We start from the raw sequence: 15,429 nt of genomic DNA on the forward strand, positions 1-15,429 counted from the left end.
ATTAAGACTCACCGGCCATCACTCCTCCCGCCTTTAAACTGTTCTGCAATGCTGCAAACCCAACAATGCTCCGGATTCTTTCGGCTGACAGATCCTTATTGATAATGAGTTCAAGCTGCTCCTCATCAAGCCCCTTTTCTAATCCCACTTTTATCTCATTTACCTGATCAGCTGTAAGCTCCTTATTTATTACAAGCTCCATCAGATTACGTCTGGACTTCTTTTTACTTGCAAAACGGCTCATAATTGTCGAAAATACAGACTGTCTTCGCTTCGTATACTCAAACTCCTGCCTGTCCACAATTCTGCCATCAGAAACATAGGTCATTGCATAATACACCGGGATACCACTTTTCTGGTGAATCTGTTTCCTCTGGTAGTTCTCCTGCTCCCGATATACTATTTTCTCTGTCCCTGATTGTGCATCCGGCTTATCTGTGTCTATCGTATCCTTAATTGTCTGTTCTTTTTCAGATTTTTCCTGTATATTGTCTCCTGCCTTTGCAAGCAGTGCATTTTTTGATAAAATTGCCTGCCCCTGTTCCCTGACAGTTTCTTCAAGTGTCACTTTTTCCTCTTTCAAGCGATTGATTTCCTCCTGCATTCTCCTCTGTTCCTCCTTCCCATTTTCCACATCATTACGAAGTAAAGACATGGACTGTAACCCTTTTGTGATCTCATCCTGTTTTCCTGAAAGCTGTTCCGAAAGCTCAGCTATCTCTATTTTCTGCTTCTCTATAGTCTCGTTAAGTTCATTATTTTCCGCTTCAAGTTTTAACTGCTTTGCCTGATCACGCCTTACTGTTTCGATCTCCTGAAGCTTCTGATTAATTTCATCACAGCGGTTTTCCTGTATATTTATCTTTTCAACAACTCCCCGGAGAGTTTCGATCAAATTTTCCACATAATCAGGTACATCTCTGTTTTCACGAATATCCTTCTCCATCTGCTCAGCAGGAACAGCAAGCACTGCCTGTACATTCATAAGCGTCTTTGCAAACATCAGCCTCATATCATGGGCAGTCTTACAGCCATCAAGTCCCTGCTCAATCTCATCAATTGATATTCCATTATCATAAAGTTCCAAAGCCAGCCTCATTCTTTCTGCATCAATTCCTGTTGCACCAATTTTAACAATCACATAATTAGGCAACTTCTTTCTATGCATTTCAGATACAATCTGCATCTGCTCATACTCAAGTCCTCTAGTTGTGTAATCATCAATCTCTCTATCGCTAAGCCCATATTCCAAGTCATCCTCAATCAGTTCTATTATTTTCTGATCCGAAAAGTCATGTTTCTTTGATTCTAAATATTTTGTCTTATCCATCTGCTGTTTTTCCATCAAATACCTCCCGAAAAAAATAAAACAGCCTAACGCATCGGCTGTTTATCCTGCATTTCTTCTATAATTTTTTCTTCCTCTATATCCCGTTCCGGCGCATTTGGTCTTAAATAATCCCTGCGTATGGAATCTGCAACCCTAAGTTCCTTTGCCGCCGCACATTCCAGCTCCTTAAGTATCACCAGCTCACCATGATAATGCTCCTTTATGTCAGCTACTTCCTCATAGCTATAACCCATACTATTTAGCTGCTTCGCTAACTCCATATACTTCTCATGCTCATCTGCAAAATAACTATCTCCTGCTATATAAGCATGCTCACACTCAAGTAGTTCTTTCATATCATTATGAATTTTATAGAGTTCATTGTTCTTGCTATCAGCTCTGTAAAGTCTGCCCTTTTCTGCTGACGTCTCCCTTTTCTTATCTGTGAGACAATCTTCCACAAATGCAAGTTCTGCAAATGAATGAATATCATGCCTGACAAGAAAATTATATTGTTCTTGCAATCTATGCATTTTCTTGATTTCATCCCTATACTTCCATGCAGCAGAATACGCTTTCTTCTTCAGCTTTCCCACTCGGTACAATCTTGCATAATATTTTTTCTGAATTCCGGATAGCTTTGCCTTGTTATATTTTTTTACACGGCAGTAAACAATTCTTGGCTTTTCCACTGGTTGATATTCAGATATTGCTTCTTCCCTAATTCTCGCTCTGATTTGCTTCTCTTCATATTCCGTTCCCAGAGTCTTTAACCTGATGAAACGTTTCATTCCCTGTGGTCTAACTGCCAGATATTTTCCTTCATCATTGGCATTTTTTACTTCATATCCTTTATCCGAAAGCATCTCTATAAAGTCATCATAATTCCTTGATTGAAGAATACAGGCATCTACATCTCTTGCTACCATCTTATTCCAGACAAATTTTCCATCACGATACACGTTCCATTCCTGATATGCATCTCTGCTCTTTTGTGTTTTATCCTTAAACTCTATCGTAGATAATCCATACTCCATGCAAAGCCTGTTTGTAATCGGTTGGATTTTTCTTTCCCAGTCACCTTTTTTGTAATGAAACTTCTTTCCCGTTCGAAATGATACACTATTGAAAACTATGTGTGCATGTGGGTGGCTTGTATTGTCATGAACTGCATAAATCACTTCATAATTACTTGCCAGATATTCATCTACAAATCTTCCAGCGAGCTCAAACACAGTATCCGGATCAGTCTCATTCTCCTGAAAGGACAGAATAATATGATACCCCTGTCTCTTATCTATCTTTCCAAATTTCTGTTTTGTTGACTTCATCTGCTCATATGCATATTCTATCTGACAGTTAACCGCTGATACCAGTCTTCCATTCTGTGTTTTCTCTGGAACAGTAATATAAGTAATTGCCGTTTTCAAATGCTTGCCATGAAATGCCTTTCCACAATCCTTCATATGAAGAATCTTACTTATTGCCAAGCTTCACCACCGCCTCTTTAACCAGATTATTCAGTTTTCTCATATAAGCAATGAGCTGTTCCCGGTCTTTGACGGAATACAGCTCATAATTGTGATGGTGAACGATCTGATTGATATTCACCCCGATATGATTAACTTCATTTATCAACTGTTTCATGAGTTTACGAATTTCTGGATAATCATCTGGTTTCTGACTGATAGTAAATCGGATATATTCTGCCTCATTCATGCCTGCCTCTTCCGCTTTTGTCGCCAACTGCCGGCTTTCTTCTGGTGTAAGCCTAACCGTCTTTTTTATACAATGATATTTATCTGCCATCACCTGATTCCCCCTACTGGATTAGCACGAATATTCTGCTTAAGGTCTGAAATTGCCTGCTCCGCCCCGACAATCCCCATTCTGTCCAAAATCGTATGCGCTAACTTATATGCCAGCTTATCAATCTCAGAAGAATAACAGGTCTGCTCAAAAAGCCTGTCCAGTGTCTCTTCCTGTCTCTTTAAGTCTGTCAGCTTTTCATTTAGCAGCTTATGTTCTGATTCATTCGTCTTTTCCTTGATAAGTCGTTCATACTCCTCTATCATTTCATAATTCCATTCACATACCAGATCAATGAGCTCATCCAAACTGTATTCAACTGTCATCCCTTCTGATATATCTACCTTAAGCAGATCTCCACTGTTATCTGTACTCAATCTGTAATAATGCTCTTTCAGATAGTATATAAGCAGTGCTGCATCATCGCAGTTCATATTCTTAAACTCTTCATGCTCTTTCATCCAGTTAAGAAGTTCCTCTGGTTTTGATATAATGTGCATTTTCTCATCCATCGTCCACTTACACCTCCTTATCCGCGTTTTCTAAATTCCTTCTAACAGCTCTTCCATGAACACTCCCTGTCCATGGCAAGATACGCATCAGAGACGGCTCTGCCATCCCTGATGCATCTTGTCAGGGGCATAATCCCCTGAAACCCCTGCAAAATATTTTTCTCTGACAATATTAACGACAAAATCAGAATATAATGACATATTTCATTACAAACTCTATTTTTAAATACAATAATAATGACATTTCAGGTCCTCTATTAAAGCAATTAACATATGTCAGATAAAAATAACGACAAATTTGAAATTCCACTGACATAATTCATGACAAATTGCATTTTCAATTACAAAAATCACGACAGCCTATTACTATAAATAATCTGTACAATTACAAAACCAATGACAAATAACCAACCTGCCGACAAATTCAATGACATATAACAGTTTTACCGACAAATGCATTGGCTATAACTCTGCTGCTGTTTTTTCGCCTTAACAAGCCATTCATTATAATCCTTAAATCCCTCTGGAGGTGGTGCATCTGTAACTTCAAAACCAAGTTTCTGATACTTGCATATCAAGCATCTCGCTGCCTCTCTCCCTGGTTCATCTCCATCAAGGCAGAACCTGATGCTTTTTATCTGAGTATGCTCTTTTATAAAAGTTTCAAGTGGTGCATCACCAAGCATTCCAAGTGCAAGCATATTGGATTCATAGTCATTAAATATGTCCATATAACTCATCATGTCGATTGCTGCTTCAAATACGATCAGCTCACTACTGTTGTCATTTGCAATATTGACTCCATATCTCTTATCATTTCCTGCCACATCACACTTAAAAGGTTTCCCCTGCCTATCAAACACCCCCCGCATACTTGCAAATCTTGTTATGCCACCCTTATCATTTCCTTTAAATACAATGTTGTGATAATGCCTGCTTTCATAAATCAATTCCTTGCATACCATGAAATCAACAACTTCTTTTGAAAGACCACGTTCTTTTGTCAGATAAGAATAAAGATATGAATTGTCATATGCAGGTTCTGGAAGTTCAAATTTTCTATCTGCATAAGTATTTCTATCAAACCGTACCTGATGACTCAGTTCTTTTCTGCTACTCATCACCTGACTTCTTCGATAGCCAGCAAAATCCAACAGCCATGCCACAGCTTCTTTGATGTCCATTCCTGCAAACACCATAAGAAAATCTATCTGTGAACCACCACATTCCCCTTTCTCATATCGCCTTGAAAAGCGGCACCAATGCTTTCTATTGTATATCCTCATCGAATCCATCTCTTTCAAAGTATGATATCTACCGATCCTCTTTGGTGTATATCCAAGTGCTGCAGCAACATCAACAAGGTCCACAGACTTTGCTATTGCAAGTTCCTCTTCGGTAAATCTGTCCATGCTTTCACCTTACCTTTCCATCTTCAGCAATCAGCACTGGTTCCATATCAATTGCACGATAGTCTGTTTCTAAAACAATCTGTGGATTCTTAATCATATCCTTTTCTCTGAAACTGAAATATCTGGAATTATCACCACCCACAATAATGTGATCGATCAGATTTATTCCCATTATTTCACAATTCTTCACCATACGATCCGTAATAATCGTATCCTGTTTACTTGGAAACAGATTGCCGCTTGGATGATTATGAATCAATATCATTGATGCAGCGTTAGACAGTATACTTGCCTTAAAGATTTCTCTCGGATGGGCCATAGCTTCACTTAAGCAGCCTGTACTTACAAAACTACAGTTGATTGGAGTTCCATCGTTTTTCAAATTAACTACACACACAATCTCTCTGTCAAACTCACTCATATATTTGCCTAAAGTACTTACCGCTGTCTCAGGACTTGTGATCGGATGCTCTGACATAATCGGAGCATCCTTCACCAGCCTTACAGAGACAACTTCAAGATGGAACGGATTTTTTCTCATTTATATCACGCTCCTTTGCAGGCTCAACATGGATGATGTACTCACCATCCAATTCATTTATAAGAGAAATCAGTTCCTCTATGGTTATCTCTTTTTCCATGACAGCCTCCTATCTCGACTTACTAGAATCAAACACAAGAGGAGCTTCAGATACAATTCCATCTAATCGCTTATTAGGAGTATCTGTAGCAAGAGTTACTTTTCTCAAATCCTTATCGTAGTGATATACCTGATTGGAAAGTCGATCACCAATAGCTACCGCTGACATATTTACCTCAGAAACCATATCTGCAAGTTCAGTTGGGTTACCCATATCTGCACTGACTGCGATTACTTCATGAATAGAGCTTGGAAGAATATAAAGATCACTGCCAATGTGCTCTGCAAGATTATGAAGTCCATCTTCATAAAGCATGCTTACCGCACCATTGATTCCAACATCATTTGTTATCACATACATCATCTGATTCTCTGAAATTTCTCCCACCATTGCTTCTGCAATCTCAGTCGGCATCCCATCCTTTGAGAATATCTCGCGGATCACATCTGCCATACTTTTTATTACCGGGGGAAACAGCTCCTTGGTATTCTTTGCTGCACACTTAAAAAGGTCTGGTTCTGTAATGCCTTCATGTTCTGCATACTTGTTAGTAACAGCAGTACTATACAAACCCTCATCCGTCATCTTAAGTACTACCTTATATATAATTGAGAGATCCTTAAACTCTCTGTGCGGCATATTTGCTAGCATCTCCTTGTTCTGCTCCGTATTTACCAGCTGGAAAATAACATGCTCCTTTATATCTGTAGTATTGACAAGATCATCCAGTCCTGTTTTCTCGTTGTACCTATCACTATATTCTTTTCCGAACTTACTAAGCACCTTATCAATATCATTTGTCTTCTGATACATATCATACATATCATTGATATAAATAGTCGGAACAACACTGCTGCCTTTGGAATTTCCTATAATGTTAATTGCATCAAGCGTTCTGTTCACCTTGCGCACTTCACTTGTTTCAATCTTCATATCAGAAAATTCATCTGGCAGATAATCCTTAAACTTATCTATTACAACTTCCTTAAAAATCTCATAATCCATCATACTTTTCCTCCATTTCACAAAAACAGGGAACATAAACCATCGGCTTACATTCCCTTTATTATCATTTATCTATATTTATTTATGCTTCTGCTTTGTCATCTTTTCTTTTACGGATAAAGAGAAACAGTCCAAGAGCTATAGACGAAAGCCCAACGCCCGCAAACATCCATGGGTTGAAATCATCACCAGTCTGTGGAAGACCAGGCTTATCTGGCTTATTGGTAAGATCGAGTGTATATACAAGGCTATCTGTGTTCCTGCCGTCTGACTTGAATACTACATCATGCTTTGTATCATCAAGGATATAACCAGCTACAGCCTTTGTTTCAACTACAAAATAATGAATATACTCTTTATACGATCCATCAGAGCCATATATACATACCGGAAGTTCTTTTGACTCCGCATGTCCATCCTTGTCTGTTGTCAGTGTCTCAATTACTTTTCCATCCTTGTCGCGAATTTCGAATTCTACACCCGCAATAGGCTTCTTGGTATTTACATCCTTCTTATCAATCACAATACATCCAGTCATATAGTCATCCTTCATTGTTACCTTCTGTATATCTGACGTTTCAGTTATCTCAAACTTTACATCTCTGGCAATTTTATATCCAAGCGGTGCTGATTCCTCGTGAAGAATATATTTTCCAACTGGAAGTTTTTCAACATAATGAGCTTTTCCTGCCTCGGAAGTCCAGTATTCTATCACCTTGCCTTCCGAATCAATTATAGAAAGATGTGCTCCGGAAAGCTCTTTTTCACCTGTAATGTCTGTCTTTGTAAACTCTGCCTTCGTGGTATCATTTTCAAACTCAGCTTTGACTTCTATCACCTTTACATCAGAGCCCTTGTAAGTCGCATCAACTTCAATAGTCTCATCACTCTTAACATAGCCGGCAGGAGCTTTAATCTCTTTCACATAATACCATCCGAGAGGAAGATCAGATACAAAAGCTGCTGTTCCATCTTCACCAGTAACTATCTTTTCAATCTGAGTTCCGGCAGCAATTACAATCTTCCCATCTGAATTTTTAATATCTTCTTTTGCATAAAGGCCAAACTCTGCTCCAGAAAGGTGCTTCTTTGTTGCATGATCCTTCTTGATAACAGTGACCTGTACCTTCTGTCTTTCATTTGTGACATTCATGCCCGCATAAACAATCTTAGTATCCTGATTCACATAAGAAAGATCTGCATAGATAGGATTGCTGTCAAGCACAAAACCATCAATAGTTGCTGATTCAACAAGATAATATCTGCCAAGTGGAAGATTATCTATCTTGGCAATACCGCTGTTATCTGTAACAATTGTCGCAACGCGATCTCCTGCCTTGTAGTAAGCTGTATTTAATCCATCCAGACTTACAACATCATCCTGTGCATAAACCTCATACGTAACACCTGCAAGTGATTTCTTGAAATACTTGAAAATAAAATCATACCAATGTCCTTTTACGATCGATGCATCTGTTATAAACTCTCCATCTTTGTTGACTACAATAGATCCTGTTGGAACCGCATCCTTCATGACAACCTTCTGTATGCTCTTAGAATCCTCTACTGTGAATTTTACATCCGTAGCCTTAAGATAACCATATGGCGCAAATTCTTCTCGCAAAGTATATGTTTCGCCAACTACAAGTTTCTTTATAACATGTTTCTTTCCAGCCTCTGATGTCCAGGTATCTACTATATTTCCATCCTTGTCAATCACAGAAAGTGTTGCTCCACCAAGCTCTATGCCACTTGTAATGTCTGTTTTTGTAAACTCAAATGAAGTAGGAGTATTTACAAAATCATTCTGTATTGCAAAAGTTGGAACATTCATACCCTGATACTCCGGCACGTAATGGACAATTTCATCCGATGATACATATCCTGCTGGAGCTTTAAGTTCCTTCGCATAATATTTTGCAAATGGATAATCCTTTGTAAATGTTACTACTCCGTAAGCATCTGACACCGCAGTCTCAAGGAGTGTTTCTTTTTCAACTATAACTTTTCCAGCTGCATTTGTAATATCCTGTTCAGCATAAAGACCAAACTCTGCTCCTGGAATCACATCTCCGTTTTCTTCATCAAGCTTTTTAACGATCAATGAGAACTTCTGTCTGTCATCAGAAAATGTTACCTTTTCGCAAACAACAGGTGTGTTTTCATCAACATATCTGAATGTGACTACCTGCTCTGCCGCATTTAATACATAACCAAATGGAGCCTTTGTTTCCACAATCTTGTATTTTCCAAGCGGAAGATCCCTAAGAACAGCTTTTCCATCGCCCCCAGTAATCATAGTTGCAACAAAGTCACCAGCAGAATAATATTTTGTGCGGTTGCCATATTCATCAAGCTGCATATCTGCCGTATAAACATCCTCTGCTGCATATACTTCAAACTCTGCACCAGCAAGATTTTCTTCTTTATATGCAAATGTCTTTTCTTCCGTATCTGCAAATAATCCGCCTTTATAACCATCCAGAATTTCTCCCTGCTTTACTACTGTGAGCTCTCCTTTGGCCGGTGTATCTTCGTACTCGATCGTAATTATTGCCTCATAGGTATCTGAATCTACCTCATAAAAAGTATCAGAATCAACAGCAATCTCCACATAATTCTTGTTTAAGATATACCCTTGTGGTGCTGACACTTCCTCTATCCTGTAATTTCCAACAGAAAGTACATCCGGCAGTATCAGGTCTCCATCATCATCTGTAAAGAAAGACTTGTGTGTTACCTTGGACGGATATGTTGTCACCATCGTCACATATTCCTTTTTGTCCATGTTGTAGATTTTGAACTCAGTATTAGGAATAAGTACTGTTTTTCCTGTATCAGAATCCTTCTTGATGATTCGGAGTTTTGCCGAAAACTCTCTATCAAAAAAAACTCTCCACACCTGTGGCTCACTTGGTTTGTTCTCTCGAATTGTTACCTCAAATGGTCTGATCGTTTCCATGTTGTGAGGCGTCACAGATTCAACTACGACATAAGTTCCATACGGAAGAGGAAGTGAACATGCATATCCTTTTGCATCCGTATAGATTGTAGTTGCTCCGTTCTTTCCAACCACTACTGGCTTTGAGTTGACAAAATCATAGCTTCCATCCGTCTTTTTGCCGAGAGCTGACTTTAAATATGCTGTAAAGCCTGCTCCTGATAAAAGATCCGCTTCTGTATCTTTTCCATCATCAGATACTTTTATCAGCTGGAATGGCTGTTTGATCACACGCTCCCTTGATTTTGCATCACGAAGTACCTGTGGAATCATATCCCCTTCATAATCACAAACAATATCGTACTCAGTTTCATCCAGAAGATATCCCTCTGATGGTGAGATTTCCTTGACATAATATTTACCAAGATAAAGATCTGCGATATCTGCCATACCTTTATCATCTGTCGTCAGTGTAGCAACCAGCTCATTCTTTTTAAAGAGAACTCCTGTAACTCCATCAGGATGAACTATATTTTCTCTTGCATAAAGTCCATATACCGCCCCTTTTAATAAAGCGTCCCCCTGCGGAACCTGCTTTCCAATTTCAGCATCAACCTTAGTAACCCTGATCTTTGCAGTAGTTCTTTTGTTCTTAAAGGTGTGTGAAAAAGTTGCCTTTGCCTTGTCCTGTGTCATGGACTTGAATGTAAAGCTGTACGTTGCTTTACTATTTCTATAATAGTTCGCCGGAGCCTGCGTCTCTTTGATTACAAAATTGTTATTAACCGGAAGATCAAGCGAATAAACTCCCTTTCCTCCAGCTCCAGTTGTAATCTCCTGAAGTATCGTTCCCTTTGTCACTATTACTTTACCATCATAATTTCTGATATTATTATCGGCATACAGTGTATACTTACCACCTGACAGGCCATTCTCTGTATCCTCATCTTTCTTGATCACAGATACTTCTGCTTTCTGTCTGGCATTAAGAATCGTTGTAGATACATACTCTACTGTCTTATCCTGATGTTCATAGACAATGGTGACAGTCTTAGGCTTTCCATTTACTGTATAACCATCAATGCTTCTTGTCTCGGTAACAATATAAGTGCCAATATGAAGATCACTCAGAACAGCATTTCCATCTTTTCCAGTTACCAGGCCCTCACTTACTATATCGCCTTTATTATATGCCTTTGTACCGTCAGCACAGTAAATGTCTGCTCCTGCAGTCACCTTGAACTCTGCACCAGCAAGCTTTCTCTTTTCATAAGTGAAGTTGCTGCCATTCCATCCAATAAGCACCTCACCTTCCTTATAAATGGTAAGAGAGCCTTTCTGCTCTACATCAGTAAGTTCTATTTCCTTAGTCTGTCCTGCCTTTATCATCAGAGTGTGAACCTTATTACTTCTAACATAACCATTTGGCGCATCAATTTCCTTAACATAATAAGTGCCTGCACCAAGCGCCTTAGACTTTGCATATCCATTTTTATCTGTCTTCATCGTATCAACAAGTGTCTTACAACTGCTGTCAGAATAAATACCATAAACAGCCCCAGCCAAATGCTTTCCTGTTGACTTATCTGTCTTTGTGATTTCTCCATAACCGATATTCTCAGTCTTCACCTTTATATAAGCTGTAATGGGATCTGCCTGTGGCTGTTCAGATACAAACTCCTGATATCCTTCCTTACCGGTAAGCCAGTAGACACATCCCGTTGTTGTATCAACCTGTCCGATATTTGAGGTGAATGTTCCTGTAGCTCCTGTTGTATTGACTTTATCTGTATAAACTGTCATAGTATTTCCATTCTTTGTAATACTAAATCCAGAAACATCAAAGTCAAAATTTGACAGGACCTTATTTTCATCTGTGAAAGTATATTCAAATCTAGCTTTACTCTCATTCCACTTCAGCACATAAGTATTTGCGCCGCTCTTTGTCTGTGATGCAAAACTTGGTCTTGCTGCCTCAAAAGACAAAAGCATGTCACTTTTTAACTTCTTATAATATTTATATGCCGCATCAGCATCAGGAGCGCTGTCACACAGTTTCTTTGCCGCTGAATCACCTTCATTAGTATTAAATAGATCTGCCTCTATAATCCATACCATAGACTGTGTAGCGATAAACTGATCATTCTGTGAACTTGATGGTGTATTCGTGTCTGGTGCTGAATACCCAAAGTACATACAGTATGCGAGCAGCTTTTCCTGCTTCGCAGTCATACTTGTACTGGCATTCTCATAACTGTTCATCAACTGTCCTCCATATGCTTGAAGACCAAAGTTCATGCAATATGCTGAATGCCCATCTATCAAACCATAGAGAATTTTCCCATGATAGAAGTCTGGCTTGATCTCACTTACCTCGCCAACATCTTTAGCTGATGCATCCCAGTATGAAAGCGCAGCTTCTGCACTTACAGCCATCGCCGGTGTCACGTTACTAAACACGGCTGTAAATGCTGCAACTATAGCAAGCATGCATGCTAATATACGTTTTATTCTCTGTTTCATAATATTTCCTCCATTTTTTTACACAAAAAAGACAGACATAAGTCAAATCGGCTTATATCTGTCCATCTCTATTTTTCTATCTGTAACAACGAAATTCATAGAAAGTTTCTCCGCCAGTATCATATGTGCCAGTATAACGTATGTTGAATACTGATCCCGATTCTAATGAAATAAGTTCTGCTACATATCCAGCAATTTCATTTTCACTTGATAGAGGACTTCCTGATGTTGTTGCAGCTTTGTTCAGATCTGTGTTTACATATACACTGAAGTAACTGTCATCAAGTCCATCTAACGGATAATACTCATTATACTCATCCCGCGTGATCTGACCGGAAGACAACAGGTTATCAAGATTTTGTTCTGTTGTTATCTTACCGTTAGCGGTGCACTTAGCGATTGCAAGATTTACTACATCTTCCGGACTATACCCGACAAATGATGTTTCTGTCGTATTCGGTTCCTCTGTAATCTCTGTTGTTTCAGATGACTCTTTCTCAGATGTCGTATTCTCTAGCTGATCTGCAGCTATTTCTGGCTGATCATCAGTTATCTGGCTATCTCTATTGGTATCCTGATCCTGCCTAGGCATTTCAGTTTCCACGTTCTTATTTTCTAATGTTCCTCCCGTCTCTATCTTATTATCTTTCTTCACTGGCTTTAACTCTGCCTTGTTCACCAATTCAGTTGTACTGCTTATTTCTTCGGTTATCGTACTTTCTGGCATTTCTTCGGTTATTATCTTCGTGGTTACCTGCTTTTCTTCTAACTTTTCTCCACAACCACTTACACAAACAATCATTACAGATAATATAATTACAATTACTTTCTTCATAATTATCACCCATCCCTTCCGCAAGAGGGATAGGCATTTTATGTCCCGTGACTACCCATCCACTCTTACAATGTGAACTTCATTTTTCTATCACGGGACAAGATTACCGATGGTCTGTCCCGTATCTTATTCATTGCTCCTCCTTACGCATTATTATTCATTTTCATATAGCCGAAATACTTGAAAAAACGTCTGTATTTCAAATAGTTATAATATGGCATTCTCATACACCTCACCTCCTCCCCATTGAACTCCATCCCTGTAAATTAGGCTTTTGCTAATAACTAGTTCTTAATTACATCATAGAGTTGTCCATCCAATGATTGAAAGAAATATCCGAAGTATCATATTCAACAGAAGAAGAAACAATTTTACTATTTCTACTCCTACCCGAAGCATTCCAAGTATCAGCTTCAACAATAATTTTACACATGCCAACATCATTACTCCTATACTTTTCAATACTCTCATAAGCTTACTCCTCTCCAAAACCTCCCTGTGAAAACAGAACTGACATTTCTTCTAAGGCTGCATCCGGCTTTTCCTCTTCTCTTTGTGATTCCTGCTCTGGCTTTTCAGCTGAATTATTCATCATCTGCTGTAATACAGACATGTTGATGACTCTCTGATTATTGATATTCATATCATTTATCATTCTTGCAACTTCCTTGAGTACATCAATCCGAATCTCATTCTTTATTTTATCAATATACTCTTTGGTAATTATTACTTCCTGTCTATCCTTTTCAGCCATCCCGGTATTTGTAAGTTCCGAATCATCAGCACTCTTTATATATGCAAGCAATGCTTTCACTACAAAACTTGATATCGACTTGTGAATATTCAAATTCAAATCCTCCAGCGTTCTATACACACGAAGATGTTCCGGATTGTCCAGGCTTATACGAAAACAGTATTGCCTACTGTGTGATTTCCTTGTCATAAATCCTACCTCCCACTCCTGAGTGCAATTCTCGCCATCATCTCAAAGCCTTTGGCATTTGCTTTGACATCAAGAACATAATGGATATTGTTACCCTGATGCTCTCCGAAATTTCTCATTACTACAGCACCGCCGCCAACAAAATACACTGGGATCATATCGAGATTGTATCCGCATTCCATCTGATAACGATATACCTTATCTACAAATTCCCTTATCTGCTGATCCATGATATTCTTGTAATCCATTGGAAGATTTGTTCTTCCAGTCATCATATACTCCTGTATGTCCGACTCATCAATCTTATGATTCATGATCTGTACTGACTCTCTATTGATTGATCGCATGCATTTGATTAACCCTTCATTTTGAGTATCACATTTACTGTTATCCGGTCTTTTATTCACCACCAGCATACTGTCCACGGTCCATGAACCAACATCCACAACCAACACCTTCTTGCCAAATGTCTGCAGCATTCCTGCTACAGCGGCATAGCACTGCGGATATACCGATACGTTTACTATGTGTACCTTATAAAGTTTCTGTTCGAAACTAAATGCCACATTTTCTTTCTGCGACAAATACTCTATGAATGTCTTTCTCTCCGCAGAGAATCTGGTAAGTGGAAGCCCCGCTGCAATCAAAACATCTGCTTCCAGTTTTCCCCGGCTCTTAAGTTCTTTGGCTATCGCGACCAATGTCAGCAGATAAAAGTTTTCATTGTCCACCTTACTCTCAAGCACTTCCAGTCTGTCCTCTCCAACTGCATAATATCTGCCATTATACTCAAGCACGTTATCATAAAATGCAGGCTCATTTGGAAGCCTCTTAATGGATGTATTGAAACAGTAGCTGCTTGTCTTCATCTGTGACCATCCATGATCGATACCTATAACCTCAATATTTGTATTCATATCAACACCCTTTCTTTGTTTTACTTGTTCCATTCACAAATGAGATGTTTTCATAGCTCTGCTATGTATGTGTGCATTGGTAATAAACCCTGCCTACCCCCGCACACTAGGGAACTATGGATAAGCCGCTTTTGCGTTTACGACGCCCTGACACCTGCCAGCACGATCTTCTCTACCGCCATTTTCGAGAACCGGGAAGTCACTCCTGACACCCTCATAGTTTATTATCCTTCCGCAACAGACGCTTACCCGCTCGCTCCATCTTCATCTTTCGATCCGTCAACACTCTTCGCAAACTACAGTTGATTTATACCAAGTAACTGAACCGGAATTTTCACTATATCCATAACTGTTATTCAGTTGTAAGCCCTTTATCGGCTCGCACGATTATGATATATCTTTTCCAACTTACTTGAACGACTCCTAAAGATGTAATTTGAGCACTTATTCATCTTAATAAGATGAATTTATGTTTGGTTCTCATTTGTGAACCTTTGTTTGTATTATACAGTCCACATTTGTGGTCGTCAATGGCATAAGCGAAAAAAATACCACTTTTGT

General features: G+C 38.9%; 12 protein-coding genes. All 12 read right to left on the minus strand.

Annotation, left to right across the window (positions count from 1 at the left end; all coding sequences use genetic code 11):
* Position 1: 1 nt before the first annotated feature.
* Positions 2–1,345 (minus strand): hypothetical protein, encoded by a 1,344-nt coding sequence (locus tag ABUA31_RS03230; protein WP_349818472.1) that lies wholly within the window; start codon positions 1,343–1,345, stop codon positions 2–4.
* A 29-nt stretch (positions 1,346–1,374) separates the two neighbouring features.
* The gene (locus ABUA31_RS03235) at positions 1,375–2,796 is read right to left on the minus strand and encodes a relaxase/mobilization nuclease domain-containing protein (protein WP_349818549.1); all 1,422 of its coding nucleotides are present in this window, start codon (positions 2,794–2,796) and stop codon (positions 1,375–1,377) included.
* A gap of 10 nt (positions 2,797–2,806) precedes the next feature.
* The gene (locus tag ABUA31_RS03240) at positions 2,807–3,139 is read right to left on the minus strand and encodes a MobC family plasmid mobilization relaxosome protein (RefSeq protein WP_176932080.1); all 333 of its coding nucleotides are present in this window, start codon (positions 3,137–3,139) and stop codon (positions 2,807–2,809) included.
* Positions 3,139–3,651, minus strand: coding sequence for a hypothetical protein (locus ABUA31_RS03245; RefSeq protein ID WP_349818471.1), 513 nt, complete (start codon positions 3,649–3,651; stop codon positions 3,139–3,141). The genes ABUA31_RS03240 and ABUA31_RS03245 overlap by 1 nt, the downstream gene beginning before the upstream one ends.
* Before the next feature lie 443 nt (positions 3,652–4,094).
* Positions 4,095–5,063: a DUF3991 domain-containing protein gene (locus tag ABUA31_RS03250; protein ID WP_349818470.1), complete on the minus strand. Its 969-nt coding sequence runs from the start codon at positions 5,061–5,063 to the stop codon at positions 4,095–4,097.
* A 4-nt stretch (positions 5,064–5,067) separates the two neighbouring features.
* Entirely contained in the window at positions 5,068–5,604 is a 537-nt protein-coding gene (locus ABUA31_RS03255; protein ID WP_349818469.1) for a JAB domain-containing protein, read from the minus strand.
* Positions 5,579–5,704: a hypothetical protein gene (locus tag ABUA31_RS03260; protein ID WP_349818468.1), complete on the minus strand. Its 126-nt coding sequence runs from the start codon at positions 5,702–5,704 to the stop codon at positions 5,579–5,581. The genes ABUA31_RS03255 and ABUA31_RS03260 overlap by 26 nt, the downstream gene beginning before the upstream one ends.
* Positions 5,705–5,713: 9 nt before the next feature.
* On the minus strand, positions 5,714–6,712 hold the full coding sequence (locus tag ABUA31_RS03265; RefSeq protein WP_349818467.1) for a DUF5688 family protein: 999 nt from the start codon (positions 6,710–6,712) through the stop codon (positions 5,714–5,716).
* 79 nt (positions 6,713–6,791) lie between these two features.
* A complete protein-coding gene (locus ABUA31_RS03270; protein ID WP_349818466.1) occupies positions 6,792–12,173 on the minus strand; it encodes a SpaA isopeptide-forming pilin-related protein in 5,382 nt (1,793 codons plus the stop codon).
* 76 nt (positions 12,174–12,249) lie between these two features.
* Entirely contained in the window at positions 12,250–13,008 is a 759-nt protein-coding gene (locus tag ABUA31_RS03275) for a hypothetical protein (protein ID WP_349818465.1), read from the minus strand.
* A gap of 475 nt (positions 13,009–13,483) precedes the next feature.
* A complete protein-coding gene (locus ABUA31_RS03280) occupies positions 13,484–13,855 on the minus strand; it encodes a hypothetical protein (protein ID WP_349819968.1) in 372 nt (123 codons plus the stop codon).
* A 101-nt stretch (positions 13,856–13,956) separates the two neighbouring features.
* Complete coding sequence (locus tag ABUA31_RS03285; RefSeq protein ID WP_349818463.1) at positions 13,957–14,868, minus strand: ParM/StbA family protein; 912 nt, start codon at positions 14,866–14,868, stop codon at positions 13,957–13,959.
* Positions 14,869–15,429 lie beyond the last annotated feature (561 nt).

This window comes from Coprococcus sp. RTP31081st1_H1_RTP31081_211007, assembly GCF_040227275.1.
Taxonomy (GTDB): Bacteria; Bacillota; Clostridia; order Lachnospirales; family Lachnospiraceae; genus Coprococcus; species Coprococcus aceti.

Coding starts and splice junctions, on each gene's coding strand:
- ABUA31_RS03230 (WP_349818472.1), bottom strand. CDS start 1,345: ATGGAAAAACAGCAGATGGATAAGACAAAATATTTAGAATCAAAGAAA.
- ABUA31_RS03235 (WP_349818549.1), bottom strand. CDS start 2,796: ATGAAGGATTGTGGAAAGGCATTTCATGGCAAGCATTTGAAAACGGCA.
- ABUA31_RS03240 (WP_176932080.1), bottom strand. CDS start 3,139: ATGGCAGATAAATATCATTGTATAAAAAAGACGGTTAGGCTTACACCA.
- ABUA31_RS03245 (WP_349818471.1), bottom strand. CDS start 3,651: ATGGATGAGAAAATGCACATTATATCAAAACCAGAGGAACTTCTTAAC.
- ABUA31_RS03250 (WP_349818470.1), bottom strand. CDS start 5,063: ATGGACAGATTTACCGAAGAGGAACTTGCAATAGCAAAGTCTGTGGAC.
- ABUA31_RS03255 (WP_349818469.1), bottom strand. CDS start 5,604: ATGAGAAAAAATCCGTTCCATCTTGAAGTTGTCTCTGTAAGGCTGGTG.
- ABUA31_RS03260 (WP_349818468.1), bottom strand. CDS start 5,704: ATGGAAAAAGAGATAACCATAGAGGAACTGATTTCTCTTATAAATGAA.
- ABUA31_RS03265 (WP_349818467.1), bottom strand. CDS start 6,712: ATGATGGATTATGAGATTTTTAAGGAAGTTGTAATAGATAAGTTTAAG.
- ABUA31_RS03270 (WP_349818466.1), bottom strand. CDS start 12,173: ATGAAACAGAGAATAAAACGTATATTAGCATGCATGCTTGCTATAGTT.
- ABUA31_RS03275 (WP_349818465.1), bottom strand. CDS start 13,008: ATGAAGAAAGTAATTGTAATTATATTATCTGTAATGATTGTTTGTGTA.
- ABUA31_RS03285 (WP_349818463.1), bottom strand. CDS start 14,868: ATGAATACAAATATTGAGGTTATAGGTATCGATCATGGATGGTCACAG.